The 24,028-nt window shown below is 67.6% G+C and carries 28 protein-coding genes; 20 read left to right on the top strand and 8 right to left on the bottom strand.

Annotation, left to right across the window (positions count from 1 at the left end):
• Window positions 1-72 precede the first annotated feature (72 nt).
• The gene (locus tag ACFXHE_RS08365) at window positions 73-864 is read left to right on the top strand and encodes an SAM-dependent methyltransferase (protein ID WP_379381147.1); all 792 of its coding nucleotides are present in this window, start codon (window positions 73-75) and stop codon (window positions 862-864) included.
• A gap of 62 nt (window positions 865-926) precedes the next feature.
• Here the strand turns inward: ACFXHE_RS08365 and ACFXHE_RS08360 are convergent, their stop codons facing one another.
• Both ACFXHE_RS08360 and ACFXHE_RS08355 read right to left on the bottom strand, forming a co-directional pair.
• Window positions 927-1,535: a GNAT family N-acetyltransferase gene (locus ACFXHE_RS08360; protein ID WP_379381145.1), complete on the bottom strand. Its 609-nt coding sequence runs from the start codon at window positions 1,533-1,535 to the stop codon at window positions 927-929.
• Window positions 1,536-1,539: 4 nt separating this feature from the next.
• Entirely contained in the window at window positions 1,540-2,496 is a 957-nt protein-coding gene (locus tag ACFXHE_RS08355) for an MBL fold metallo-hydrolase (protein ID WP_379381143.1), read from the bottom strand.
• Window positions 2,497-2,543: 47 nt separating this feature from the next.
• Here ACFXHE_RS08355 and ACFXHE_RS08350 point away from each other — a divergent pair, with 47 nt between their 5' ends.
• The 5 genes from ACFXHE_RS08350 (at window position 2,544) to ACFXHE_RS08330 (ending at window position 6,297) form a co-directional block, all read left to right on the top strand.
• Window positions 2,544-2,966, top strand: coding sequence for a MerR family transcriptional regulator (locus ACFXHE_RS08350; RefSeq protein ID WP_379381141.1), 423 nt, complete (start codon window positions 2,544-2,546; stop codon window positions 2,964-2,966).
• A 107-nt stretch (window positions 2,967-3,073) separates the two neighbouring features.
• Window positions 3,074-3,688, top strand: a complete 615-nt coding sequence (locus tag ACFXHE_RS08345; protein WP_379381140.1) for a DUF4232 domain-containing protein — start codon at window positions 3,074-3,076, stop codon at window positions 3,686-3,688.
• A 306-nt stretch (window positions 3,689-3,994) separates the two neighbouring features.
• Window positions 3,995-4,348 (top strand): flavoprotein, encoded by a 354-nt coding sequence (locus ACFXHE_RS08340; protein ID WP_379381138.1) that lies wholly within the window; start codon window positions 3,995-3,997, stop codon window positions 4,346-4,348.
• A gap of 21 nt (window positions 4,349-4,369) precedes the next feature.
• The gene (locus ACFXHE_RS08335) at window positions 4,370-5,872 is read left to right on the top strand and encodes a UbiD family decarboxylase (protein ID WP_379381136.1); all 1,503 of its coding nucleotides are present in this window, start codon (window positions 4,370-4,372) and stop codon (window positions 5,870-5,872) included.
• A gap of 11 nt (window positions 5,873-5,883) precedes the next feature.
• The gene (locus ACFXHE_RS08330) at window positions 5,884-6,297 is read left to right on the top strand and encodes a VOC family protein (protein WP_379381134.1); all 414 of its coding nucleotides are present in this window, start codon (window positions 5,884-5,886) and stop codon (window positions 6,295-6,297) included.
• Window positions 6,298-6,425: 128 nt separating this feature from the next.
• On the opposite strand, the gene ACFXHE_RS08325 is transcribed toward ACFXHE_RS08330, so the two are convergent.
• On the bottom strand, window positions 6,426-7,754 hold the full coding sequence (locus ACFXHE_RS08325) for a cytochrome P450 (protein ID WP_379381132.1): 1,329 nt from the start codon (window positions 7,752-7,754) through the stop codon (window positions 6,426-6,428).
• Between the two features lie 136 nt (window positions 7,755-7,890).
• On the opposite strand from ACFXHE_RS08325, the gene ACFXHE_RS08320 reads away from it, so the two are divergent.
• Window positions 7,891-9,039, top strand: a complete 1,149-nt coding sequence (locus ACFXHE_RS08320; protein ID WP_379381131.1) for an epoxide hydrolase family protein — start codon at window positions 7,891-7,893, stop codon at window positions 9,037-9,039.
• A 56-nt stretch (window positions 9,040-9,095) separates the two neighbouring features.
• On the top strand, window positions 9,096-9,749 hold the full coding sequence (locus ACFXHE_RS08315) for a 1,4-alpha-glucan branching protein (RefSeq protein ID WP_379381129.1): 654 nt from the start codon (window positions 9,096-9,098) through the stop codon (window positions 9,747-9,749).
• Between the two features lie 53 nt (window positions 9,750-9,802).
• Here the strand turns inward: ACFXHE_RS08315 and ACFXHE_RS08310 are convergent, their stop codons facing one another.
• Window positions 9,803-11,080: a GH25 family lysozyme gene (locus ACFXHE_RS08310; RefSeq protein ID WP_379381128.1), complete on the bottom strand. Its 1,278-nt coding sequence runs from the start codon at window positions 11,078-11,080 to the stop codon at window positions 9,803-9,805.
• A gap of 205 nt (window positions 11,081-11,285) precedes the next feature.
• On the opposite strand from ACFXHE_RS08310, the gene ACFXHE_RS08305 reads away from it, so the two are divergent.
• The 5 genes from ACFXHE_RS08305 (at window position 11,286) to ACFXHE_RS08285 (ending at window position 15,140) form a co-directional block, all read left to right on the top strand.
• The gene (locus ACFXHE_RS08305; protein WP_379381126.1) at window positions 11,286-12,461 is read left to right on the top strand and encodes a helix-turn-helix transcriptional regulator; all 1,176 of its coding nucleotides are present in this window, start codon (window positions 11,286-11,288) and stop codon (window positions 12,459-12,461) included.
• Between the two features lie 20 nt (window positions 12,462-12,481).
• Window positions 12,482-13,048 carry a DUF308 domain-containing protein gene (locus ACFXHE_RS08300; RefSeq protein ID WP_379381124.1) on the top strand — a complete coding sequence of 189 codons (567 nt, stop codon included), beginning with the start codon at window positions 12,482-12,484 and terminating at the stop codon, window positions 13,046-13,048.
• 155 nt (window positions 13,049-13,203) lie between these two features.
• Complete coding sequence (locus tag ACFXHE_RS08295; RefSeq protein ID WP_379381122.1) at window positions 13,204-13,440, top strand: hypothetical protein; 237 nt, start codon at window positions 13,204-13,206, stop codon at window positions 13,438-13,440.
• On the top strand, window positions 13,437-14,096 hold the full coding sequence (gene narJ / locus ACFXHE_RS08290; protein ID WP_379381120.1) for a nitrate reductase molybdenum cofactor assembly chaperone: 660 nt from the start codon (window positions 13,437-13,439) through the stop codon (window positions 14,094-14,096). The genes ACFXHE_RS08295 and narJ overlap by 4 nt, the downstream gene beginning before the upstream one ends.
• Before the next feature lie 171 nt (window positions 14,097-14,267).
• A complete protein-coding gene (locus ACFXHE_RS08285; protein WP_379381118.1) occupies window positions 14,268-15,140 on the top strand; it encodes an NAD(P)-dependent oxidoreductase in 873 nt (290 codons plus the stop codon).
• Between the two features lie 51 nt (window positions 15,141-15,191).
• On the opposite strand, the gene ACFXHE_RS08280 is transcribed toward ACFXHE_RS08285, so the two are convergent.
• The 3 genes from ACFXHE_RS08280 to ACFXHE_RS08270 form a co-directional block, all read right to left on the bottom strand.
• A complete protein-coding gene (locus ACFXHE_RS08280) occupies window positions 15,192-16,031 on the bottom strand; it encodes an NAD(P)H-binding protein (protein ID WP_379381116.1) in 840 nt (279 codons plus the stop codon).
• 87 nt (window positions 16,032-16,118) lie between these two features.
• Window positions 16,119-16,478 carry a VOC family protein gene (locus ACFXHE_RS08275; RefSeq protein ID WP_379381114.1) on the bottom strand — a complete coding sequence of 120 codons (360 nt, stop codon included), beginning with the start codon at window positions 16,476-16,478 and terminating at the stop codon, window positions 16,119-16,121.
• Window positions 16,479-16,487: 9 nt separating this feature from the next.
• A complete protein-coding gene (locus ACFXHE_RS08270; RefSeq protein WP_379381112.1) occupies window positions 16,488-17,336 on the bottom strand; it encodes an alpha/beta fold hydrolase in 849 nt (282 codons plus the stop codon).
• A 202-nt stretch (window positions 17,337-17,538) separates the two neighbouring features.
• On the opposite strand from ACFXHE_RS08270, the gene ACFXHE_RS08265 reads away from it, so the two are divergent.
• From ACFXHE_RS08265 to ACFXHE_RS08240, 6 genes are all read left to right on the top strand, one after another.
• Window positions 17,539-17,823: an ABC transporter permease subunit gene (locus ACFXHE_RS08265; protein WP_379381110.1), complete on the top strand. Its 285-nt coding sequence runs from the start codon at window positions 17,539-17,541 to the stop codon at window positions 17,821-17,823.
• Window positions 17,808-18,584 carry an ABC transporter ATP-binding protein gene (locus ACFXHE_RS08260; RefSeq protein WP_379381108.1) on the top strand — a complete coding sequence of 259 codons (777 nt, stop codon included), beginning with the start codon at window positions 17,808-17,810 and terminating at the stop codon, window positions 18,582-18,584. Before ACFXHE_RS08265 ends, ACFXHE_RS08260 begins: the two co-directional genes overlap by 16 nt.
• A gap of 64 nt (window positions 18,585-18,648) precedes the next feature.
• Entirely contained in the window at window positions 18,649-19,611 is a 963-nt protein-coding gene (locus ACFXHE_RS08255; protein WP_379381106.1) for an ABC transporter substrate-binding protein, read from the top strand.
• Window positions 19,612-19,685: 74 nt separating this feature from the next.
• Window positions 19,686-20,168: an NUDIX domain-containing protein gene (locus tag ACFXHE_RS08250; RefSeq protein WP_379381105.1), complete on the top strand. Its 483-nt coding sequence runs from the start codon at window positions 19,686-19,688 to the stop codon at window positions 20,166-20,168.
• A gap of 130 nt (window positions 20,169-20,298) precedes the next feature.
• A complete protein-coding gene (locus tag ACFXHE_RS08245; RefSeq protein WP_379381103.1) occupies window positions 20,299-20,889 on the top strand; it encodes a carboxymuconolactone decarboxylase family protein in 591 nt (196 codons plus the stop codon).
• A 58-nt stretch (window positions 20,890-20,947) separates the two neighbouring features.
• A complete protein-coding gene (locus ACFXHE_RS08240) occupies window positions 20,948-21,775 on the top strand; it encodes an alpha/beta fold hydrolase (protein ID WP_379381101.1) in 828 nt (275 codons plus the stop codon).
• 474 nt (window positions 21,776-22,249) lie between these two features.
• On the opposite strand, the gene ACFXHE_RS08235 is transcribed toward ACFXHE_RS08240, so the two are convergent.
• On the bottom strand, window positions 22,250-22,528 hold the full coding sequence (locus ACFXHE_RS08235; protein ID WP_379381099.1) for a hypothetical protein: 279 nt from the start codon (window positions 22,526-22,528) through the stop codon (window positions 22,250-22,252).
• A 278-nt stretch (window positions 22,529-22,806) separates the two neighbouring features.
• Between ACFXHE_RS08235 and ACFXHE_RS08230 the strand changes: the two genes are divergently transcribed.
• Complete coding sequence (locus ACFXHE_RS08230) at window positions 22,807-23,535, top strand: VIT family protein (protein ID WP_379381097.1); 729 nt, start codon at window positions 22,807-22,809, stop codon at window positions 23,533-23,535.
• Window positions 23,536-24,028 lie beyond the last annotated feature (493 nt).

Below are 24,028 nucleotides of genomic sequence, written 5' to 3'. Positions count from 1 at the left end.
GCGCAGGATTTCCTGGTGGATAGCGGTATCGTCGGTGAGGAAAAAGGGGTGTGACACTTGAACATCAACGCCATGCGAGCGCGGCAGTCCCGGCCGAGCGTGGCACGCGTATACAGCTACGTACTCGGCGGGCGTGACAACTACGGTGTCGACAAGGATGTCGGTGACTACTTCATCGAGGACCTACCCGGATCCGAGCGGTTGGCCATCACCAATCGAGACGCCGTGCTGCGGGCCGTGAAGGCCATGGCGGCGGCCGGAATTCGCCAGATCATCGATATGGGCTGCGGCCTGCCGGCCAGCGTCAATGTGCACCAGGTGGTGCGGCAGGTGTATCCGGACGCCCGCGTCGTGTATGTGGACGACGACCCGTTCGTGGCCTCCCACGGGCGGGCCCTGCTCGCCGTGGATGACGGAATCGTGGTGCTGGAAGCGGATATTCGTGATCCGGACGGCATTCAGAAGCATGCCGACGTACAGCGCGTGATCAACTTCGACGAGCCGGTGGGCATCCTGTTCGGGATCACCCTGAGCTTCGTCAATGACGAAGAGGACCCGGCCGGCGTGGTCCGGTACTGGTCGGATCGCTTCCCTTCCGGTAGCCGGATCTATATTTCACACTTCCGTTCCGGCGCCACCCGTGAGGCCGTGGCGACGGCGAACAAGATCGTGGAAGCGTTCGGTCGCGGTCGTTTCCGCACCGAACCGGAGATCGAGTTCCTGTTCGGTGAACTCACCCTGGAGGAAGACGGCCTGCGCCCATGCGCCCAGTGGCGTCCCGATCCATCGGAGTCCGACGCGGACAATGCGGAGCTGACAGTCTGGGAACAGCTGGTGGTCGGAGGCATGGCCCGCAAACCGTAACCCTGTCAATCAAAATGCGGTGTTGCCAGCCGAATCCCGGTCGGCAACACCGCATTTGCGTGTCAGCGCGGAGTGCGCCACATCGGCCACAGCGGTGGACCGCCGCGGGTTGCATCGAGGGTGCCGGTGACGTCGAAGCCGAAGCGTTCGTAGTACGGGACATTCTGGGGTTTGCTGGATTCCAGGTAGGCGGGGATGCCCTCGGCGTCGCACTGCTCGAGGCGGGACCGCATCAGCGCCTGGCCGTACCCCTGACCGCGGACGCCGGGCAGCGAGCCGATGACGGCTAGATACCAGTGCGGTTCGCGAGGATGGGCAGCCGCCATGCGGTCGGCGAGCCTGCCGGCCATGAGCAGGCGGTGCCGGAAGGCGTACGCGAGGCTCGGCAGCTGGGGCGGCATCGCGGTGTCGGCGACGTGCCAGTGGCCGGGTGGCGCCCAGAGTGCCGCGCCGACTACGGAATTCGCGTCATTGCAGGCCACCTCGACACCGCCCAGGGGAACGAAGTGGTGGCGAGCCTGGGCGGCGAAGAGGGCGGCGGCGCGGCGGGCCCGGGTGGCGTCGTCCCGGATCAGCCACATGATGAGTGGATCGTCGGAGAACGCGATGCCGAGCACGCGCGCCAATTCGGGAATGTCGGACATTTGCGCCGGGCGCACGGTGATCCCCATGCGTTCACGGTAGCTGTTCGGCGGCCTCCACATGAGGTGCGACGAGCTGCTGTGCCGCATCGTGATCATGAGTGGGGATAACCGGCAGAAGCCGTTGCGCCAGGTGCAGCCGGTGCAGAGTTTTGAAGGTCAGGTCGCGATTCTCGTCGACGAAAATGCCTGGGAAGCTGGACTTCTGGCGCACCTTCTCGATCTGCAACGCATGCCAGGCGGCATCGCCCGCCAGCAGGATCCACCCGCGCGCGGTGTGCGCGAGCAGGCCCACGCTGCCGGGCGTGTGGCCCGCGAGATCCACCAGGACCACGCTGCCGTCGCCGAACAGGTCACGGCTGCGGGTGAAGGTGAGCACCGGCGGGCCGTCGAGGTCGTACTCGACCGTGGGGCGGTCCACCAGTGCATCGCGCACACCGCCGACCGGCGCGACCGGCCCGGTCATAACCCAGTCCTTCTCTGTGCTGTGGAGGTGAACCGGCAGCCCCGGGAAGTCGAGGAGTCCGCAGACGTGGTCCCAATGCGCGTGCGTGGGCAGGGCGAAATCGAGCGCGGGCAGGGTGGGCTGGGACTGCAGGCCGGTGATGGTCGGGATTGTCTCGACGGGCGGGCGCACGACGGGACGAATGGCAGCGGGCAGCTGCGCGATGGCGCGGTGCTCCGCATCGATGCAATAGCTCGGATCGACGATGAAGGTGGCGTCGGGGTGCTGGACGACGAACGAGGTCAGCGAGCTGGCGATGCGTCGCGGTGTGAACACCCCCTCCACGATCGCCGCGGTCGGCGCCGAGCGCGGAAACTGCGGCAGCGGCGTGACCGTGACGGTGCGCTCGGTCGCCGGCAGCCCGGCGTCGGTGATGGACCGCAGGAACCGCTGGTCGATGGGCCGCGGCCGGACCGCGCCGTGAATGGAACTCACTGCCGCGGTGCAGCATTGGATGATGGTGGACTTGCGCACTGGATCGGACATGCTGGAACGCTAATACTTAAGGTCGACATGAAGTAAAGGGGTAAATCGTGGCCATAGCCCAGGACATGAGAATCGGTGACGCCGCCGCCGCGCTCGGTGTGGAGACGCACGTGCTGCGGCACTGGGAGTCGGTCGGCCTGCTCGCGCCGCCGCGCAGCCCGTCGGGTCACCGCAGCTACAACGAGCACATCCTCGACTACGCCCGCATGATCCAGACGCTGCAGCGGACCGGACTGTCACTGGACCAGATCCGGCAGCTCGGAGTGAGCGGGTATGACGGCCGGCGGGACATGATCGCCGACCGCCGCGCCGAGGTGCGCGAGCGCATCGAACTGCTGGAGGCGACGGACCGGTTCCTCGAGCACCTGCTCGAATGCACCCATCCGATCATCAGCGAATGCCCCGACTGCTCGGGGTTCGTGGCGCGGGCGCAGGCGCGGCGAGCCGCGGAGTTCCCGGACCGCCCCTAGGCTGGGCGGTGGAGTGAGCGCTCACACTCGCGCGGCGTGAACCGATACAAGGTGTGCGGACGCCGGGGGCCGCCCGCCAATGTTCCCGGACCGGGAGGAGTTGGGAAATGCGCTATCTCACAGGGATTCTCACCGCGCTGGGGGTCCTCCCGCTCGGCCTGACCGCCTGTTCGTCGAGTGCGTCCAACACCTCACCACCGGCGACATCACCGGCAGTCGCGAGCGGGGCCACGGTCGGTGGCGGGAGCACCGCGGCTCCCGCCACCCCGCCGAGTTCCCAGGAAGCAAAGACCACGGCCCCGGCGCGCCAGGCGGCCTGCGGCGCAGGCCAGGTCGACGTGACCGCCGACGTCATGTCCCCGGCCACCGGGCACCGGGGCGTGAAACTCACTTTCAGCCTCACCGCCGGCGCGGCCCCCTGCACGCTGACCGGCTATCCGGGCGTCGACACCGGCGCGGGCGGCCCACTGCTGCACGCCGATCGGACCCCGCGCGGATACATGGGCGGTCTGCCGCAGGGCAGCGACGAACCGCCCACCGTGACACTGGAATCCGGTAGTCCGGGCACCGCGGTCGTCGAGGGCATCGCCGTCGACGCCGCCGGCAATCACTGCCCGCTGTACACGAATCTGCAGGTCACGCCACCGAATTCGACCGACACCCGCACTGTCACAGTGACGATCGACAGCTGTGCCCTGCACGTGCACCCGGTCACCGGGTAAGGCCCGGTAGCTAGGGGTTCCGGTAGCAATCGCCGAAAAATCAACGGATACGGCGTAACCGCAGGTAGCCGGCGTGGCGAGGCTGACCGGGACCGGCAGCAGGAACTGGTCCGCGCAGGGCCTAGTGACCGCCCGAGCCGCAGACGTGTCGCTGGAAGGTTGACCGCCCCTGTCGTAATCGGTTACGCCCCTGACGTCAATGGTCCTTACGCGCATCTCTGCTACGTCGCTAGTCTTCGAGCTGTTCGTCTGGCGAAACACTCTGACTGCCGGTCGAATTCGATGACTCGGAGGCCGGAAGGTGCTGTGGACGACGAGGTGAAGCCGCGCCGACTGGTTGTGGGAATCAGTGGCGCCACGGGCATCGCCTATGGGATGCGGGTGCTGGAACTGGCCCGCAAGGCCGGGGTGGAGACGCATCTCGTCGCGACGCCCGCGGGCCGGCAAACGCGGCGACGCCTGGTGCTGATGATCCGGGAGACACCGCTGACACTCGGGCATCTGCGAGCGATGGCCGCCGTGACCGATTCCGGCGGCATCGTGATGCCGCCGGTCCCCGCGTTCTATCTGCAGCCGCACCGCGTGCCCGACATCATCGACCACTCCGCCGGCCGTGCGCTGGACCTACTCGACATCGACGTACCCGACCTGCCCCGTTAGGGCGACTAGAACAGGAAACCCGTGGCCCACTCGAGAAGTCTGCGCGAATTCATCGCCCAACTGGAGCAGATAGGCGAGGTACTGACCATCGGCAAGGAGGTGGACTGGAATCTCGAGGTCGGCGCGATCATTCGGCGCAGCTACGACTTGCGTGCTCCGGCACCGCTTTTCACGAATCTGACCGGTTACGCCGACAGTGGTTTCCAACTGTTCGGCGCGCCTGCGGCGCTGAGCTCGCCACGGCACCGGCTGGCCCGGCTCGCACTGTCGATCGGACTCCCGGCCGACGCCACAGGTCAACAGATCGTCGACGCCCTCGCCGACGCGCGCACCAAGCCCGGCATCCCCCCGACGGTGGTCGCCGCCGACAGTGCGCCGTGCAAGCAGCACATCATGCGGGGCGACGACATCGACCTATTCGCCTTCCCGACGCCGTGGATCCACGGCAATGATGGCGGCCGCTACATCCAGACCTTCGGTGCCAATATCGTCAAGACGCCCGACGGATCCTGGACGAATTGGTCCGTCAATCGAATGATGGTGCACGACAAGCGAACTCTTGCCTGCCTGCTGCCGAAATCGCAGCAGATCGGCATCATCCGGGCGATGTGGACCGAGGCGGGCAAGCCGATGCCGATCGCCGTCGCCCTCGGAGTCGAGCCGGGCCTGCCTGTGGTCAGCGGAATGCCGTTGCCCCAGGGTATCGATGAAAGCCACTACCTGGGGGCACTTTTCGGCGAGGGCATCGAGGTCGTGGCTGCCGAGACGGTCGACTTGCTGGTCCCGGCCACCGCCGAGATCGTGATCGAGGGCCACGTCCTGCTCGACGACGATGTCGAGGAAGGCCCCTTCAACGAGTACCCGGGCTACAACGCGATCGGGAGCTCGCTCAAAGCCCGCTTCGAGGTCTCCGCGATCACATACCGGGACAACGCGATTCTGCCGGTGGTCGCTGCCGGGCCGCCGGTCGAGGAGGACGACACTATCACCGGCACGGCGGCCGCAGGTGAAATCCTGCACCTGCTACGCGAGGCCGAGCTACCGATCTCGTCGGCCTGGTACAACTTCGAGGCCGCCGTGCACTGGCTGACCCTGGCGGTGCGTCAGGACTGGCACGAGACGACGGGGCTGGCGTCGCACGACCTGGTCGACAAGGTCGCCGAGGTGGTGCTCGGCGGGCCCGCCGCGGTGCACGCCCCCAAGATCCTGCTGGTCGAAGACGATATCGATATCACCGAATTGGATCAGGTGGTGTGGGCGTTCGCCACCCGCTCGCACCCTGACGTGAACCGCGGCGAATTCCATTTCGAACGCAAGCTCACCGATCCGCTCGGGATCTACCTGTCACCTGAGGAACAGCAAGGTTTCAGCGCGGGCAAGGTCATCTACAACTGCCTGCTTGCCGACCTCTATCCGATCGGCAAGCGGCCGATCAAAGGCAGTTTCGAGAACGGCTGGCCGGCCGAGATCCAGCGGCGGGTGCTCGCGAACTGGCACGAATACGGCTTCCCCGAGGCGAAATAGATAGGCGGACAATGAGAATCGTCAAGTCATACACCCCGGTTCGAGTAGAGAGCGAGCGTTTCTCACCGACCCTCGACTACTACGAGCAGGCCCTCGGCCTCGCTTGCGATCTGCACTTCCGTTTCGAGGCGGGCGATCTCGATATCGCGACCATCGGGCCGGTGGTACTGATCGGTGGCCCGGCCGAGGCACTCGCGTCCGCCCCCAGGCAGGACATGGTGATCTCGGTGGATTCGCTCGAGGAATGGCAGACGAGCCTGCTGGCCCGGGGCGCCACCCTCGTCACGCCACCGGCCGACATTCCGACGGGACGAAACATGATGGTGCGCAACCCCGACGGAACGCTGTTCGAATACGTCCAGTGGTCGCAGGCGAAACTGGCCGCAGTCGATCTGTCCCGCTCCGCCCAACAGGTCAACCCCTGATCCGAGCGCGTCCGGACGCAGTCGGATCGCGCAACCGTCGGTCCCAGCGTCCAGCCGCGCGGATCGGCCAGCGACTGCCACGAATACGCGACGGTTGAATACGCGCCTCTGCGAGTCCGGGACCCCAGCTACACCCGAACCGTGTTGTCGGTGGTGACCACCACGCGCGCGCCGTGTGCCGGAACGTGGGTGATATTGCGCATCCGCGACGGTTCGCTGCCCGCCCCGTCGGGCAGTGAAAGCTGGTAGCGGGTCAGAATTTCCCGCAGCACCGCCGTGCCCTCCATGAGCGAGAACCCCGCGCCGATGCAGCGCCGCACCCCGCCGCCGAACGGCAGCCAGGTGTTGGCGGCGACCGAACCGTCCAGGAATCGCTCGGGCCGGAAGGTCAGGGCGTCCGGGAAGGCTTCCGTGCGCCGATGCGCCAGCAGGATCGAGGTCGCGACCACGGTTCCCTTCGGCAGTTCGTATCCACCGAGTGTCATGTCGCGGGTGAGTCGCCGTCCGGTCCCGCCGATGACGGTGTGCAGACGCATGGCCTCCTTCAGGACCGCTTCGAGGTACTTTTCGTCCCCGTCGTGTGCCGCCCGGCGCGCCAGGTCCTGGACATCCGGGTTGGCGGCCAGCTCGTGGCAGGTCCAGGACAGCGCCGACGCGGTGGTCTCGTGCCCGGCGAGCAGCAGTGTCACCAGCTGGTCGCGTAGTTCCTCGTCGGACAGCGGTGCGTCGGTGGAGTTCTCGCCGGAGCCGACCGCCAGCAGCCGCGACAGCACATCGGTGCGCGCCTCCAGGTCCGGATGCGCGCGCCGCTCCGCGATCTCGCTGTAGAGCAGCTCGTCGATGGCGTTCTGGTTGTCGCGGAAGCGTTTCCACGGCCCGCGCCGTTCCAGGAACGGATACTTCCAGCCGAAGAAGATGATCGGATCGATATTGACGATCCGGCGCAGCCGCGGCGCCAGCTGGGCGCGGCGGCGTTCGTCGGTCATGCCGAACACCACCTGCATGATGACATCGAGTGTCAGATCGTTCATCGCGTCGAGCGTGAGCACCGTCGACCCCGACACCCACCGGTCGACATGGGCCGCGGCGATGGTGTCGACCAGCCCGCGATATCCGCGCAGCGACGAGCCGACGAACGCCGGCATGAGCAGCCGCCGCGCCCGCGCGTGCTCGTCCTCATCGGTGAGCAGCAGCGAATGTTGGCCCATGATGTGCACCAGCAGTCGATTGCCCTCGCCGGCATGCAGATCCGCGGGGTCGGCGGCGAAGATCTCGCGGATGTGCTCCGGCCGCGAGAACACCACCAGGTTCTCGGCATAGGGCGCGACCAGATGGAGCGTGAAGACGTCGCCGTAGCGGCGCGCGGACCGGCGCACCAGGGTCCCGCGCCATTTGCCGTAGAGGGCGGTCTGCACCGCGCGTGGCAGTGGCGGTCCCGGTGGAAATGCGGTGCCCACGATGCCTATCCCTTCACCTGGCCGCCTCGCTGCGGCTGAAACGCTTGTCCAACAGCGTAGAACGCGGGTGAACCCGAGGGGAATCCGCTGACGGTATAGGACAGCGTTTGACCTAGTTGGTTCCTACGGTGGACGCATGACGATTTTCGAGCCCTTCCGAATCGACATCCCGGCCACCGACATCGAGGATCTGCGGACCCGCCTGGCCCGCACCCGCTGGCCCGCGGACCTGCCCGGGGCGGGCTGGACCTACGGCATTCCGACGGCCTACGTGCGGGAGCTCTGCGAGTACTGGGGGAGCGGCTACGACTGGCGCGTCCACGAGGCCGAGCGCAATCGCCACCCGCAGTTCCTGACCGAAATCGATGGTCAGCGCATGCATTTCGTGCACGCCCGCTCACCGGAGCCCGACGCACTGCCGCTGGTGCTGGTCCACGGCTGGCCCTTCGAGGATTTCACCGGCATGATCGGCCCGCTCACCGATCCGCGCGCCCACGGCGGCAATCCCGCCGACGCGTTCCACGTGGTCATCCCGACCCTGCCCGGCTTCGGCTTCTCCGGCTCCACCCACCGGCCGGGGGACGCCTCGACCGAGCGCAGCGCGGAACTGATCACGAAGCTCATGGCCGCGTTGGGTTACGGGCGATACGGGGCGCACGGTGGCGACGCCGGGTCCTTCATCGCACCGCAGATGGGCAGGATCGCGCCGCAGCACCTGGCCGGTATCCACCTCAACGACCCGATCACGATCCCGGCCGAGGATATCGACCCGGCCGACCTCAGCGCCCGAGACCGGGAGAAGCTGGCCCGGTACCAGGACTGGAACAGGTTGGAGACATCCGGCTACGCGGGCATGCACTCCACGCGCCCGCAGACTCTCGCCCCGGCGATGTCCGATTCGCCGGCCGGGATGCTGGCGTGGGTCCTGGACGTGGTCAACACCTATGCCGATCCGGCGAAGCCGACACCCGATGCGGCAATCGACCGCGACCTGCTCCTCACCGATCTGTCGATGCTGTGGTTCACCGATACCGCAGGCTCCTCCATGCGGCTCTACAAGGAATCCCGGCAATGGGGTGCCGAGCCGGCCGATTCCGGCGTTCCCACCGGTGTCGCGGTCTTCCCGGGCAGCAGCAGTATTCGCGCTGTCGCCGAGCACCGGAACACGATCGTGCACTGGTCGGAATTCGATCGCGGCGGCCACTTCGCCTCGATGGAAGCCCCCGATCTGCTGACCGCCGATCTGCGTGACTTCTTCCGAGAGTTGCGCGGACCTAACGAATAACGCACCGCCGCAAGAAGTTCCACCGCTATCCCGCCCATCTCTGGCAGGATGGCGGCATGGCCGAGATCCACAGGACGACCATGGCGCCCACCAAGCTGGAGCTGCTGGCGCGGTGGCTGCCCACCCGGCACTGGTACTCCGGCGCCGAGTCGCCGGTGCTGTCCAAGTCCGGCGGCTTCCGTCTCGACGATCCGGCCGGCGAGGTCGGCATCGAGCTCATGGTCGTCACCGACGACTCGGGCGTGGAGCCGGTGGCGTATCTGATCCCCATGACCTACCGCGGTGCGCGGGCCGAGGACCTCGATCACGCACTGATCGGCACGTCCGAACACGGTGTGCTGGGCTTGCGCTGGCTCTACGACGCCGCGCACGACCCGGTCTTCATCGAGCAGGCCGCGCTGCTGCTGACCGGCAAGGCCACCGCCCAGGACCAGAGCACGAGCGATACCCCCGACCTGACCGTGCACGTGGTCCCCGGCGACATTCTCTGGCCCGCACCCGGATTCCGTCCGACGGTCATCGACACCGATACCCACACCGATATCGCCTTCGATTCCGACCGCTCGACCAACGCGGGCGCGGAGCTGATCCGCGTCCACCGCCGCCTCACCACCGGACCGGCGCTCGAGCGCGACCGCAGCCACGTCGACGCGCTGTGGTCGGCCGCGGACGGCACCTCGTCGCGCGGTGTGTTCCTCAGCGCTCCGTAGACGCGGGCCGGCCGGTGACGCAGCCGTACGTCACCGGCGAACCCGGCCGTGGCTCAGTGGTGTTCGAGATCGTCCTTGATCTCGCTGAGGGCGTCGACCGGAGTCAGGTTCTGGCCCAGGGAGTTCTGCCCGAGCTGGGGCCAGCCCTTGCCGTCCTGTCCGAGCAGCTGGGTCCAGATGTCGCGCAGCATGCGGCGGTCGTCGTCGGTGAAGCTCATGTCGTCTCCTGTGAGTAGAGCGCGGAATTGATCGGGGCTGCCGCGGAAGGCATCCACGTCCAGGGAGCGACCGGCTACCGCGCCGCTGTCGCTGAATTGGAACACCGCGACCTCGGCCCCGCCGTAGGGCTGCCAGCCGATGTCGTCGTCGCCCGGGTAGATGACCGAGGCGTAGCCGGAGCGGCCGTCGCCGTAATTCGAGGTCATCAGCGGCGGGATTCCGCTGAGGTCGGGTGAGCCCATCGTGCCTTCCCAGTACCAGTGCGGCAGGTACGAGAGTGCGACGTGCACACCACGATTCTCGATGGCGGTGCGCACCGCCTCGAACACGCCGAGGTCGCCGGAGTTCAGCTCGTGGTCGAGCATGGCCGGGATGCCGTGATCGCCGAGGTGATCGACGAACAGCGCGGCCTGGGCGTCGGCGTCGACATCGCCGCGCACGTAGTGATAGCCGACGAGGATCTTGCCGGCCGCCAGGGTGGCGTCGCGGAACGCGGGCCAGGAGTCGTCGGTGTAGTAGTCGCCCTCGCTGACCTTGGCGATGACGAACTCGAATCCCTCGGCGAAGACCTCCGTGAGGTCGAGCCCGTCCTGGTAATTCGAGATGTCGATGCCGAAAATCGTTGCGTTGGAAGTCATATCGGGTCCGTTCTGGTCGGGCGCGGGCGGCTCGGCGGCGTCGGTCAGCATGGTGAGCGGGTCCAGGCGATCCGGGCCCGGCGGCACCCACGAGTACCGGTGCCACTCGAAGTGCAGGTGCGGGGCGACGCCGCCATTGGTGCCGGAATCGGGATTGACGTGCGCGATGCGGTGCCCGGCCTCGACCCGGCTGCCCAGCTCGACCTCGCGGACGATGTGCCCGTAGACCGTGGTGCCCCCGCCGTCCGCCGCCGGATGGTCGACGACCAGCCAGCCCGCCGGATCCGGTCCGCCGAAACCCGTTGCGGCACCGGCGTACACAACCGTGCCGCCTTGCGACGCGTACACCGGCTCGCCCCCGCTACCGCCGTCCTTGCCGAAGTCCACGCCCCAGTGGAAGCCGTCGTCGCGCGGCCCGAATCCCGAGGTGACCACCCGCCCGGCGCCCATGGGCCAATACCTGGTGAAAGCCATGAGTCTTCTCCCCCTTGCGGTACAGCCGATCCGGTGCCCTTCCGTTTGCTGTGACCCGAGTAAAGCGGGATCGCCCGTCCGATTCCTCACCCGAACAGATGAATTTCCCTGTGATAACTCGCTGCGCTCGGCCGATAAACTGGTATCACCTCCGACCGGGGCTCGGCGGCCGGGACGTGATCGTTCTTGATTGGGGGGCGGGACAATGGACATGGGGGAGACGGGCATCTCGCTCGCTCGCTTTTCCGAGCTGATCGCGGAGATCAACCATGCAACAGGGCAGCCCGGCGCGTGGACCCGCGCACTGCGAGCCATCACCGACAGCCTCGGCGGCCACCACGGCTGCCTCGTTACGGCACAGGGCGGGCGGCGGTACATGATCGCGAGCACCACCGAGGGGCTGCGGGATAGCTACAACGAGCACTACGGGCGCATCGATCCGTTCGCGGCTGTGCTCGAATCCGCGCTCACCGCAATGGTGCTCACCGGTAGCGAGCTGATACCACCGGATGGCGGGCGCCGGCATCCGTTCTACACCGGCTGGGCCGCGCCACACGAGCTCGGGGACGGCGTGTTCGCGCGGCTGGCGACGCCCGGCTCCTGGATCGCCGTCTATCCGCGCGCGGACCGGAACCTGGACCGCCTCCTGGCCGAACGGTTGCTGAGGTTGTTCCTGCCGCACCTGGACCACGCCCTCGGCATCGCCGCGCGACTGGCCGATGCCGTCATCGACCGGGATCTCGCGCTCAGCGTGCTCGACCGCCACCGGCACGGCCTGGCCCTGGTATCCGGTTGCGGCCGGGTCGATTACGCCAACCCTGCGGCGCTGGCGATATTGGGGGCCGGCGACGGTCTGCGCCTGGGCGCCCTGGCGCGTCTGGAATCGAACGACCCCGCGGTGTCGAGTCGGCTGCGTCGCCTGCTGGCGGCGGCCGCGCAGACCGGCTCGTCGAATGCCGCGGCCCGCCTGCTCATTCCACGCGACCGCGACCGGCTGCCGTTGACCGTGTCGATCCTGCCGCTCTGCCCGGGTTCGCAGGAATCACCGCGCCGCGCGGCACTGATGGTGATCGTCGATCCCGAACGTGAGGAGCCGGGCGGCCGCGAAACCCTGCGCGAGCTCTACGGACTGACCCGGGCCGAATCGCAGGTCGCCTTCGAGGTTCTGCGCGGCAGCGGGCTGGCGTCGGTTGCCGAGGAGCTCTATATCTCGGTCAATACCGCACGCACCCACCTGCGCCAGGTGTTCGCCAAGACCGGCACCTGCCGGCAGGCCGAGCTCGTCCGCCTGCTGTCGTGCGTGCTCTCGGGCGCCGGGCAATTCGCGGACGGGCGACGCGCCGGTGCCGGTCAGAACGCAAACGTCCAGTTACCTGGGTGAATCGGTCATATCATTTATGCATGCCCGCCAATCGGATCGAGGGGCGAACCGATGTATTCGCCGACTGGGCTTGGCAGTCGCTGGTCGTGACCGGCGGCTGCTCGGTGGTGCTGGGGGTGGTGATGGCGGTGTGGCCGGACAAATCGCAGACGGTGGCGGGGATTCTGTACGGGCTCACGCTGATGGCGTCGTCGGCGGTGCAGTTCGTCGTCGCGTTCGGGGCGCGGATCGCCACCGCGTTGAAGGTACTGGAGGTCGTGAGCGCGATCGTCGCACTGGTGCTGGCCGCCTGGGCGTTCACCAGCGGTGAGTGGGTTGCGTTGCTGTCCTTGTGGATTGGGATGGCCTGGGTGGTGCGGGGCATCGTGCAGGCCATTGTGGGCGTGTGGTCGGAGCAGTTCGCGGGAGCGGGCCGGCTGGAGGTGGTCGGGCTGTTGACCCTGGCCGCCGGTGTGGTGGTCGGGGTGGTCCGGTTCGAATCGCTGACATCGCTGTCGATCGTGGTGGGCCTGTTGACCGTTGCCCTGGGTGTCTCGGAAATCCTGCTCGGCGTCCGGGTGGAACGCGAGGTCGTCGGAACCGCCTGACAATTGCCGGGTCGAATACCGGATCGCTTTCGCATAACTGACCAGTCTGAAATTCGTCAATTGCCCAAAATTTGCCGATAGGTTCGTATTGTTCGTGTGCTCGGGTAATCGATCGCGCGACGGATGCCGCCGCGACACCGTGAGAGGCAGGCTGGATGGCGCGAGACAACGGCAGCGGCGTGGTGGGGGTGGGCGGCCGGGGTCCGGTCGGTGAGAGCTCCGGGCAGCTGACGCCGGTCGCCGTGGAGAACTTCCGGATGCTGCAGGAGCGGCAGACCGCCGACCGGTCGGGGTCGGTCGCCGGATCCGCCCAGGTCAGGCTGCTCAGCTGGGACGGTCGCGGCACGCCCGACGGGCTCATGCCGGAACAGCCGGGGAGGCATCGCAAATGAGGCGCCGGACCGCGCGACCCGAGCCCGGCGACGCCCAGCGGATCGCAGCCTGGCAGGTGCAGTCGGTGCTACTCGGCTATCCCGACGAGGCGCTGCTCGACTCGCTGCCCATCCTGGCCCGGGCCGTTTCGACGCTGCCCGAGGCAGTGGGTGCACCTCTGCATCCGGTGCTGTCCTACCTCGACACCACGCAACCGCTCACCGCGGCAACCGAATACGCCGATACCTTCGATCATCGCAAGCGCTTCGGCCCGTACCTGACCTGGTTCCTCTCCGGCGACACCCGCAAACGCGGCATGGCTCTGCTGCGGTTCAAGCAGGTCTACCGCAGCGCCGGGCTGGTGCTCGGCGACGACAAGCTGTCCGACCACCTGGCGGTGGTGCTCGAATTCGCCTCGGCGCATCCGGTTCCCGGGCAGCGGCTGCTCGAGGAGCACCGCGCAGGCATCGAGGTCATGCGCCTGGCGCTACGGGAGGCCGGCTCGCCCTGGACGGGCGTGCTGGATTCGGTCTCCGCGACCCTGCCCGCCCTGCAGGGCACCGAGCGCGAGGCCATAGCCGCGCTCCTGGCCGCCGGACCGCCGGATGAGGACGTCGGTCCGGAGCCGTTCGCACGCCCCACCTCCATGCCGAATTTCATCGGAGGCCAACGGTGACGCTCAACGGCCGAGGACGCCGGCGGGACGTCAAGACTCTCGGCGAATCGCAGCCGAAGCGCGGCTGGGAGCCGGTCGGCCGCTGATTCGATCTCGCACTTGGGCCAATGTGCCGAGTGCAAGCCGAAATCCGTTCATCCGGATACATCCGAGCTCGGTAGGGTTCGGCGGGTGGCGAGGATTGCGTTTCTGGGTGTCGGGCGTATGGGTGCGGGGATGGCGGGGCGGCTGGTGGCTGCCGGGCACGAGGTGACGGTGTTCAATCGGACGCCGGAGAAGGCGGACGAACTCATCGGGGCGGGAGCGGCATTCGCGGCGACCCCTCGGGAGGCGGTGCGTGGCGCCGAGGCCGTTTTCGCCATGGTGGCCGACGATGACGCTTCGCGGGCGGCATGGCTGGGCGCGGATGGCGCGCTGGCGGGGGAGTATGAGCCGGGCGCGTTCGCGGTGGAGTTTTCGACCATTTCCCGGCCGTGGGTGCTGGAGCTGGCGAAACATGCCGCAGCACATGGTCTTCGTTATCTCGACTCGCCGGTGACCGGGCTGCCGGATGCTGCGGCTGCGGGGCGGCTGACGCTGTTCGTCGGCGCGGACGCTGCGCATCTCGACGCGGCGCGTCCGCTGCTGGCGCCGCTGTGCATCGACATCGTGCATTTCGGTGCGGTCGGGGCGGGCACGAGCTACAAGCTCATCCAGAATCTGCTGGGCTCCATCCAGATCGCCGCCACCGCCGAAGCACTGCGCACCGCCGAACTCGCCGGACTCGAACTCGCTGTCGTCACCGACACCCTGTCGCGAGGTGGAGCGGCCAGCCCCACCGTCATCCGCATGTGCCAGGAGATGACGGCCGGCGTCCACGACCGCGATATCGCCTTCACGGCCGCGCTCCGATTGAAGGACACCCGGATCGGCGTGGAACTGGCCGATGCGGTCGGCACCCCCGCAGCCCTCGGCCACACCGCCGAGCAGATCTTCCAACGCCTGGTCGACGCCGGGCACGGCGACCTCTCCGAAACCAAACTCATCGACCTGCTGCGTGACTGAACCCGATCCGCCACCGCTGCGGCCGGTCGCACGGCTGTTGCGCGCGGCCACCTATGTGTCCGTGCCCGCCTGGCGGAAAGCTCCGGCGTGAATTGTGGCCCACTGCCGGAAGGTTCGCGGTGCACGGCCGGTGACCTGCTCGACGGTGGACCGCACGATGGACTCGTCGATCGCGCCGGCGACGTAGAAGTCGAAGAACGCGTCCACGTATTCGACGGGCGTGGATTTCAGCATGTCGGCGCGGGCGTCCTCGTCGCTCAGGCCGACGCATTCCAGGTCCCGGCCGAGCACGTCGCCGAGAATGGCGATCTGTTCGGCGGGCAGCAGGGATTCGGGCCCGGTGGGCCACAGGATTTCGCCCCGCAGTGCGGGGTCGGCGAAGGCGTGCGCGGCGACAGCCGCCAGATCGAAGGCGTCCAGGCTCGCGGTTCGCACGGTCGGGAACGGGACCCGCACGGTATCGCCCGCCCGGAGCTGCGGCAGCCAGCGCAGGGCATTGGAGTCGAAAGCACAGGGACGCACGATCGTCCATGCCGCGCCGCAGTCGGTGACCTCCTGCTCGGACGCCATCATGTAGCGGGTGACCGCATTGCCGGTGTCACCGGTCGCCGCGGAAACACCGGACAATTGGACGATGTGTTCGACCCCGGCCTTGGCGGCTGCCTGCGCGACCCCGGGGTAGCCGGGCAGCAGGAACAGCGCCCGAACCCCGGTCAGCGCGGCCGTCAGGGTGTCCGGCGCGGTCATGTCGCCCGCGACCGCCTCCACACCGGCAGGGAGGGCGGCCTTCGCGGGATCGCGGACCACCGCCCGCACCGGTTCCGCGCCATCTGCCAGCGCCCGCACGAGTTCGGCGCCGACATTGCCGGTCGCGCCCGTCACCAGAATCATGTCATGCCCTTCGCATCCGGGCCGGGTACCGGCCGCCGGTTCAGGCTGTCACGAAAAGTGAACGGGCGCAAAGCATCCGATGAGCAACTAGGGCAGATCGTAGGCGGTGGCGTGGCGGGGCTGATACAGCCCGATCTCCCCGGCGCCGGGCACCTTCAGCATGGTGAGCATGCCCCAGCCCGCATTGGTGACCTCCGAGGTGAATTCGACGCCCTTCGCGTGCAGGTCGTCCATGGCGGCGGCCAGGTCATCGCACATGAGGTACAGCTCGGCGCGGCCGCTGTCCGGGGCGGCCGCGGGATGGACCGCGAGTTCGGCGGGTGGTGACTTGAAGATCAGCCATCCGTCGTGCGCGTCGACGTGGGCCAGGCCGAGGATGTCACGGAAGAAGGCCCGTGCCGCCTCGGCGTCCTCGGCATACAGGATGGTGTGTGCGCCGGTGATCATGCGCTGACGCTAACAGCGGCCGGCGCTTTCGGCCCGTAGGCGGGCGGTCATGGCGTCGGCCAGTTGCGCGGCGAATTCGGGTGCTTCGGTGCGCATTCCATTGTGGGCGCCGGGGAATTCGGTGACCTCGCGGCCGATCCGGCGGGCGATCTCCACGGCGGGGCGGTACGGCAGGCAACCCCGCGTCTCGCACCCGACCGCCAGGACCACCCGGTCGGCCACCGCGGCCAGCGCCTCGTAATCGGGCAGGTACGAGGTGAATTCCCGTAGTTCGTACTCCAGCATGAGCGGACCGTTGGCCGCCAGCCGCGCCCACATGTCGGCGGCGCGCGGCGGCAGCTCGGCCGGTACGGGAGACGGCTTCATCGCAGGGCCGATCCCGGCCAGGAAGCGCGCGCCCGCCGCGGCCGGGCCCTCGGTGCGGAACAGCGTGTAGACCTCCTCGATCATGGCGCGCTGTTCGGCGGCATCGGGAAGCACCGCGAAGCACGGCGGTTCGTGCGCCACCAGGAGGCGCACCCGATCCGGATGCCGGGCCAGTAGATCCAGTCCGACGATCGCACCCGCACTGCCGCCGACCACGAACGCGGGCTCCTCGGTGAGATGGTCGAGCAGCCTGAACGCGTCATCGCTCTGCACCTCGACCCGCTGTGTCTGCTGCTGCCCGTCCAGCACGCTGCGCGAATACCCGCGCGGATCCAGCGACACCACCGTGAACCGGTCCTCGAGCACCTCGGCGATCGGATCGACCGAGGCCGCGTCACCCCCACCGCCGGGCAGGAACAGCACCAGCGGCCCGCTGCCGCGCACCTCGTAGTAGAGGGACGCGCCGGGTACGCGCAACATCTCGGATCTCATTGCGGTATCTCCTCTTTCGAATTCGGACTGCTTGGCAACCGCAGGCGGCGGCGCAGCACCTAACCTAGGTATATGAGGGTGAAACCTAATATACCTAGGTTCTAAGGGTTCGCCAAAACGAGATTCCGGTTCGGTTCGATGGAGAGCGGATCAGTCGAGCTGGGACATGGTCCGGTCCGGGGTGCAGCCGCAGGTCTCACCGATGCTGAGCTGGACCGCGATGCGGGTCATCGTGCCGGAGGCGGTGCCCGATGTGGTGGCCGGCGTACGGGTCGGCGCCGCAATGGCATTCGTGCTGATCGTGGTCTCCGAGATGACCGGCACCACCGCCGGGATCGGCTATCGCATCTATCAGGCACAACTGTTCTCACAGGCCGACCGGCTGATCTTCTGCCTGCTGGTGCTCGGTGTGCTCGGCGCGGTCTGCGATCTGCTCATCGCCGCGATCACCGCGCCGATCCAGCGCTGGGCATGGGAGGTGAACTGACCATGGCCATCGCCACCCGAGACCTGACGGTGCACTTCCCGAACGCCAGGCACCCCACGCTCCGCGGAATCGATCTGACCGTGCCGGACGGTTCGTTCACTGTCCTGGTAGGGGCATCCGGAAGCGGGAAATCGACGCTGCTGCACTGCCTCGCCGGGCTCATCACCCCGACATCGGGCACGGTGACCGACAACGGTGCACCAGTGCTCGCGCCCGACCCGCGCCGCGGCGTCGCCTTCCAGCGTGACGTGCTGTTTCCGTGGCTGAGTGTCGCGGGCAATATCGACTTCGCCCTACGGGCGCACGGGGTTCCAGCCCGACTGCGCCGCAGCCGGATCGACGAGCTGATCGGCCTGGTCGGACTGCCCGGTGAGGTACGCGGCAAACGACCCACGCAGCTCTCCGGCGGAATGCGCCAGCGTGTCGGGATCGCGCGCATGCTCGCCGGTGAACCCGACATCATGCTCATGGACGAGCCCTTCGCCGCACTCGACGCGCTCACTCGGCTGAAGATGCAGGACCTGCTCATCGATCTGTGGAATCGACTGCGCCGCACCATCGTCTTCGTCACCCACGACGTGGACGAGGCGATTCGGTTGTCCGACACCATCAGTGTGCTCGGCGGCGGCCGGATCACCAACCGGATCCCCAATCCGCTCCCACGACCCCGCCCCGCCGATGCCCTCGCCGACCAGCCCGGTTACAGCGAGCTGCGGCGCATCCTCCACCACGAACTCGGTGTCGAGAGCGTGACGGCGTAGACCGGCACCTGTTGCCGGCCAAGCGATTCAGCCCAATCCGTGAATTACGAAAAGAAGATCAGCCGTGAAGAGACTCATCCGCCCGCTGACGGCCGCCGTCGCACTCCTCGCTCTGCTCGGGCCGCTCACCGCCTGCGGCACAGCCGACAATTCCGACCCGAACACGCTCACCGTGGGGTTCGTGGTCGACCCGTCGTGGGCCCAGATCCCGGTGGCCCAACAGGCCGGGTACTTCGCGAACCACGACGTGAAGGTCAAGGTCGTCAACTTCTCGACCGGAGTGGAGGCGTTGCAGGCGCTCGCGGCCCACCAGCTCGACATCGCCACCGCCGCCGATGTTCCGGCCGCGGCCACCTTGACCCGCTCGCCGGCACTACGAATCGTGGGCGACGGATCCCGGTGGCAGGGTTCCCGCATCGTGGCACGGCGCAGCGCCGGCATCACCTCCCTCGACAACCTCGCCGGGCATTCGATCGGCACCCCGCTGGGCACCAGCGCGGCCTTCTTCGCCTCGGATGTACTCTCGCACAACAAGATTTCGGCGAATCTCGTTCAGGTCGCGCCGTCCGCGACGGTCACCGCCGCCACGCAGCGCAATGTCGACGCCGTCTCGATCTTCCAGCCCTACCAGGCCCAGGTGGCCGAGGCACTGGGCGACGACGCGGTCCAGCTCACCGGTGGGAGCTACAACCAGCACAGCCTGTACCTCGCGAGCGATACCGCGATCTCGGCGAAATCGGCGGCGTTGACCGCCTTCTTCGCCGCGCTGAACGACGCCGGAGCGCAGCTGACCGCGCGATCCGACGCCGCCGTGTCCGCGGTCTCCACCGCCACCCAGCTGTCCCCGGATCTCATCCGGAAGATCCTCCCGGAGTTCGACTATGCCCTGCAGTTGCGACCGGACCTCGCCGATACCCTCGGCGCGCTCGCGAGCTGGGCGAAAGAACAGGGGTCGGTCGACCGATCGACCCCGCTACCCGACTACCGGACGCTTCTCGCCACCACCTTCGTGAGCCACGGGAACTGACTCGTTCCGCCAGCCCGCAGCCCGCTCGGTCAAGCTCGACCGAGGCCGGAAGGTGCCGGTTACTGTTGTGCCGCATGGGTTCCGAACTGAACGACTATGTCGCTGGACTGCCTCGCAAGCGCATGGGTGCGGGTGCGCTGTTCGTCGACGAGCAGGATCGGGTGCTGCTGGTCGAACCGACCTACAAGCCGTACTGGGAGGTGCCCGGCGGTGTCGTCGAGGCCGGTGAATCGCCCTACCGTGCGGCCGTGCGGGAGATCCGCGAGGAGCTGGGGCTGAGTGTGCCGATCGGGCGGCTGCTGGCGGTCGACTGGGTGCCCGCCGGTCTGTATCCCGACGACGGGGTGATGATGGTGTACGACGGTGGGCTGCTGACCGCCGAGCAGATCGACGCGATAGCCCTTCCGGCGGACGAACTTCGGAGCTGGGCGTGGTGTGACGCCGAGACGGCGACGCGGCTGCTGCCCGCGGTGCTGGCCCGTCGCGTGGCAGCAGCGCACCGGGCCAGAACGGTAGGGATCACGGTCTATCTGGAGGATGGCGTCGAGATCGGTTGACGCTCGATCACAGCGCGGCCAGGCCCCGGAGTGCTCGCCCGGTCATGAGGCAATATCTACTACGTCCCGTCGTTTTCGGCTTAGGATGTCTTCAAGGGAGCATCCGCGAACGCGAAGGGGAGTGGAGCGCATGCGAGCAATCACCCGAATCCTGAACTACGTCAAGGCGATGCGGCGGGCTCGCCGTAATCGAACAGATCTCGTCGGCTGGCTGATCCGGCGGCCGCAGCTGCTGGTCGGCACCATGATCCAGGAGACGATGCTGCTGTTCTCCAACCGGGTCGACCCGCATCTGAAGGACCTGGCCGAGCTGAAGGCCGCCGCTCTGGTGAACTGCCAGTTCTGCCTAGACATCGGTTCGACGCTGGCCCACTACGGCGGACTCACCGAAGCCCAGGTCACCGAGCTGCCGAAGTATCGGGACAGCGACGCGTACAGCGATCTGGAGAAACTCGTCCTCTCCTACGCCGAGGCCATGACTCTTACGCCGACCTCACTCGATCTGAGTGAGATTCGCGCCCAGCTGCTGACCCATCTGAGCAAGGCCCAGCTCGCCGAACTGGCCGCGGCCATCGCGTGGGAGAACCAGCGCGCCCGCGTCAACCAGGCACTCGGCGTGCGCCCGGCCGGTATGGCCGAGGGCATGACCTGTGCGCTGCCCGAACCCGCCAGGCCGGCTGACATCTTCAGGTTCACACCTTTTCCATTCGCGCAGCAATGAATTCGGCGCGGTCGTACCGTCGTAACCGGTGTCCATGTACTGACCACTTGGAGCGACCATGACCTCGACCGCACCCGTCACCTCCGGAACCGTCGCCGTGCCGGACGGCACCATCTACTACGAAGTCCGCGGCAGCGGCCCACTGATCGCCCTGATCGGCGCACCGATGGATTCCGGACCGTTCGGCGCGCTGGCCGAACTGCTCGCCCCCGACTACACCGTGCTCTGCAGCGACCCGCGGGGCCACGGCCGCAGCCCGGTCAACGACACCGACAAGGACTCGACTCCGGAACTGCGCGCCGACGACCTCGCCCGCGTGCTCACCCATATCGGCCAGGGCCCGGCCACCATGCTCGGTTCGAGCGGTGGGGCGATCACCGGTCTGGCGCTGGCCATCGCCCGGCCCGATCTCGTGCCGACCCTCGTTGCACACGAGCCGCCCCTGCGCGAACTGCTCCCCGATCGCGACGAGCTGCGTGCTCGGACCGACGAGGTCCGGGCCGTCTACGAGACCGGCGATGTGCTCGGCGCGGTCCGCAAATTCTTCGCCATGACCGGCCTGTTCATGCCCGAGGAAGTGCTGCAGGAGATGTTCGGCGGCGAGCGGGACCCGCAGTCGATCGCCTCCGACGACTTCTTCTACCGCCACGAGCTGCACACCACCTCCGGCTGGCAGCCCTCCCTCGACGCCCTGCGCGCCACCCCGACGAAGATCATCATCGGCATCGGCGACGAATCCGCCGACAAGTTCTGCGATCGCACCTCCCGGGCCCTCGGCACCGAGCTCGGCATCGAACCGACCCTCTTCCCTGGCGGCCACGGCGGTTTCATGGAACAGCCCGACGCCTTCGCCAAGCGCCTGCGCGAAATCCTGCAGGACAACTGACCGAATTCGTCGACGACCATGCATGGGCGGCAGGGCCACCCGGGTTTTGCCTGCGGCAATGCATGGTCGTCGGTAAACGTGAGGATTAGGCTGAGAACACACTGATCCGAGGGCGCGGAGGTGTGGACTATGAGGATTCGAATGGTTCGGGGCGTGGGACTCGGGGTGGTGGGGCTCGCGATATTCACGGCCGCGGTGGCGGTCTCGCCGGCGGCTCACGCCGATGGGCAGCTCTACGTGTGTGATGAGGTGCAGGTCACGATGGACGGGCACGGGCTCGGGACCGGGAATTGCGTGTCCGCGGGAGGCGGGGCACCTGCCATGGGATTGATCACCGGCGCTTTCGATATCTCGAGGCGCTCGGACAACTACACGGTGCATTGTTCCGACAATGGCGGCACGACCGGGGAATCATGGCTCCCGGGTGAGGTGAACGGGGGCTCGACGCAATGCGCTCCGACTTCCTGACCGGATTCAGTCAGGACGAATTGCCCAGCGCGCGTAAGTGTTTTCGGGATTCACCGTAATGATGTCGGCGACCTGCACGATATCGTCGGGTATCAGGCCGCCGAAATGCGCGAGGCTGGGGACGATCACCGCATCGGCCTCGAGGCGGGAGATCAGGGTGCGCACGCGCACGAACGGGCGATCGGTCTCGGGGCCGAAGACCAGGGTCTTGCACAGATCGTAGCCGAGCCGGCGAGCCAGATGCTGGATCTGAGTCTCGTCCCACTGTTGCTGTGCCCCCGACACATCGTGCCGGAGGAATCCGATCGCTGATGGTTGTGGCCGCATCTCGCCGCTCTCTTGAACTGATCCGCCTGGCGCCGGTGTCAACGCTACGGCTAACCAGTGCCGAACATAGGGTGATCGGCCGAGAAACTGCTCCTCGCAAACGTGTCGCGATCGGAGTGTCGGCGCCGACGCCACCGCGAATACCACCGAAAATGCTTGGTATGCAATGCATTACCTAATTTCGGTGAGCCTCTCTTTGCTGGCGGGAAACCCTCTGAAGCATTACCGTTCCCCTCGTGAGGGACGATTTCGACGGGTCGGTGGCGGTCGCGCAACCGACCGAACCGCATGCGGTGGGATTGGCGACGCGCCTGAATTGGCTGCGCGCCGGCGTATTGGGAGCCAACGATGGAATCGTCTCCGTGGCAGGCATTGTGGTCGGGGTGGCGGCGGCAACCAGCAACAGCACCGCGATCATGACCGCGGGCGTGGCCGGACTCGCGGCCGGCGCGGTCTCGATGGCCTTGGGCGAGTACGTCTCGGTGAGCACCCAGCGCGACAGCGAGCGCGCGCTACTGGAAACCGAGCGACGCGAATTGGCCGAGCAGCCCGAGGCCGAACTGGCGGAGCTCGCGGCCATCTATCGGGCGAAGGGCCTCTCGCCGGCCACGGCTCAGGCTGTGGCGGAAGAACTCACGGCCCGGGACGCGTTCACCGCGCACGCGGAGGCCGAGCTCGGCATCGATCCGGACGAACTGACCAACCCGCTGCACGCCGCGCTGTCCTCAGCGCTGTCGTTCACACTGGGCGCGCTACTGCCCCTGCTGGCAATCCTGACGCCCCAGGCGATCCGGGTACCACTCACCATGGCCGCGGTGCTCGCCGCACTGGCCTTGACCGGGGCCGTGGGCGCCCGGCTCGGCCAGGCACCGGTGGCGCGGGCGACCGTGCGTGTCCTCGCGGGCGGTGCGCTCGCCATGGTCACCACCTATGCGATCGGGCACCTGGTCGGCGTCGCGATCTGATCGGGAATCGCTGCGGCCATGCCGTGACAAGTCAACGTGCGCACGAACTTTCGGTTTCGACATTGTGATCCGCGGACGGTGTGCAGAATGCAACCGGCCTCACATTGGGTGCGACGGCCCGGACGCTGCGGAGACGGCGTCCGGGCCGAGCTGCCCTGGCACTGCATGCGCTGCCCAGCGCAACTGCTGGGCACCGGAGGTCCTACGGCGCCACCGGTGGCGGGGAGTCTGAAGTCTGCCGCCGGTGACACGGGGGTGCATTCCCTGCGCGGTGCCACGCGCAGCGCGCCGCGTAGTGCCCGGATCAATACCGGCGGGCGCGAAGTTCCGCCGGTGCCAATGAGTTTCGCGTATCCGGCTGGGCCCGGCATCTCGGGAAGGCTGGTAGGCACGCAAGGTCTCCGGATTGGCACGACCGGTCGGTCATGTGCGGAGGACGGCCGCAGCTCGTAGTTGAGGGCGTCGAGTTCCTCACGGCTGGTCGAGCTGAGCG

The organism is Nocardia sp. NPDC059229 (assembly GCF_042754165.1).
Taxonomy (GTDB): domain Bacteria; phylum Actinomycetota; class Actinomycetes; order Mycobacteriales; family Mycobacteriaceae; genus Nocardia.
The sequence above is the reverse complement of the archived record's forward strand: the minus strand, read 5'-3'. Positions and strand labels throughout refer to the sequence as shown.

Coding starts and splice junctions, on each gene's coding strand:
- ACFXHE_RS08295 (WP_379381122.1), top strand. CDS start 13,204: ATGGCGCGAGACAACGGCAGCGGCGTGGTGGGGGTGGGCGGCCGGGGT.
- ACFXHE_RS08270 (WP_379381112.1), bottom strand. CDS start 17,336: ATGAGATCCGAGATGTTGCGCGTACCCGGCGCGTCCCTCTACTACGAG.
- ACFXHE_RS08360 (WP_379381145.1), bottom strand. CDS start 1,535: ATGGGGATCACCGTGCGCCCGGCGCAAATGTCCGACATTCCCGAATTG.
- ACFXHE_RS08330 (WP_379381134.1), top strand. CDS start 5,884: ATGAGAATCGTCAAGTCATACACCCCGGTTCGAGTAGAGAGCGAGCGT.
- ACFXHE_RS08305 (WP_379381126.1), top strand. CDS start 11,286: ATGGACATGGGGGAGACGGGCATCTCGCTCGCTCGCTTTTCCGAGCTG.
- ACFXHE_RS08250 (WP_379381105.1), top strand. CDS start 19,686: ATGGGTTCCGAACTGAACGACTATGTCGCTGGACTGCCTCGCAAGCGC.
- ACFXHE_RS08275 (WP_379381114.1), bottom strand. CDS start 16,478: ATGATCACCGGCGCACACACCATCCTGTATGCCGAGGACGCCGAGGCG.
- ACFXHE_RS08245 (WP_379381103.1), top strand. CDS start 20,299: ATGCGAGCAATCACCCGAATCCTGAACTACGTCAAGGCGATGCGGCGG.
- ACFXHE_RS08365 (WP_379381147.1), top strand. CDS start 73: ATGCGAGCGCGGCAGTCCCGGCCGAGCGTGGCACGCGTATACAGCTAC.
- ACFXHE_RS08260 (WP_379381108.1), top strand. CDS start 17,808: ATGGGAGGTGAACTGACCATGGCCATCGCCACCCGAGACCTGACGGTG.
- ACFXHE_RS08265 (WP_379381110.1), top strand. CDS start 17,539: ATGCTGAGCTGGACCGCGATGCGGGTCATCGTGCCGGAGGCGGTGCCC.
- ACFXHE_RS08345 (WP_379381140.1), top strand. CDS start 3,074: ATGCGCTATCTCACAGGGATTCTCACCGCGCTGGGGGTCCTCCCGCTC.
- ACFXHE_RS08240 (WP_379381101.1), top strand. CDS start 20,948: ATGACCTCGACCGCACCCGTCACCTCCGGAACCGTCGCCGTGCCGGAC.
- ACFXHE_RS08320 (WP_379381131.1), top strand. CDS start 7,891: ATGACGATTTTCGAGCCCTTCCGAATCGACATCCCGGCCACCGACATC.
- ACFXHE_RS08315 (WP_379381129.1), top strand. CDS start 9,096: ATGGCCGAGATCCACAGGACGACCATGGCGCCCACCAAGCTGGAGCTG.
- ACFXHE_RS08300 (WP_379381124.1), top strand. CDS start 12,482: ATGCCCGCCAATCGGATCGAGGGGCGAACCGATGTATTCGCCGACTGG.
- ACFXHE_RS08355 (WP_379381143.1), bottom strand. CDS start 2,496: ATGTCCGATCCAGTGCGCAAGTCCACCATCATCCAATGCTGCACCGCG.
- narJ (WP_379381120.1), top strand. CDS start 13,437: ATGAGGCGCCGGACCGCGCGACCCGAGCCCGGCGACGCCCAGCGGATC.
- ACFXHE_RS08310 (WP_379381128.1), bottom strand. CDS start 11,080: ATGGCTTTCACCAGGTATTGGCCCATGGGCGCCGGGCGGGTGGTCACC.
- ACFXHE_RS08280 (WP_379381116.1), bottom strand. CDS start 16,031: ATGATTCTGGTGACGGGCGCGACCGGCAATGTCGGCGCCGAACTCGTG.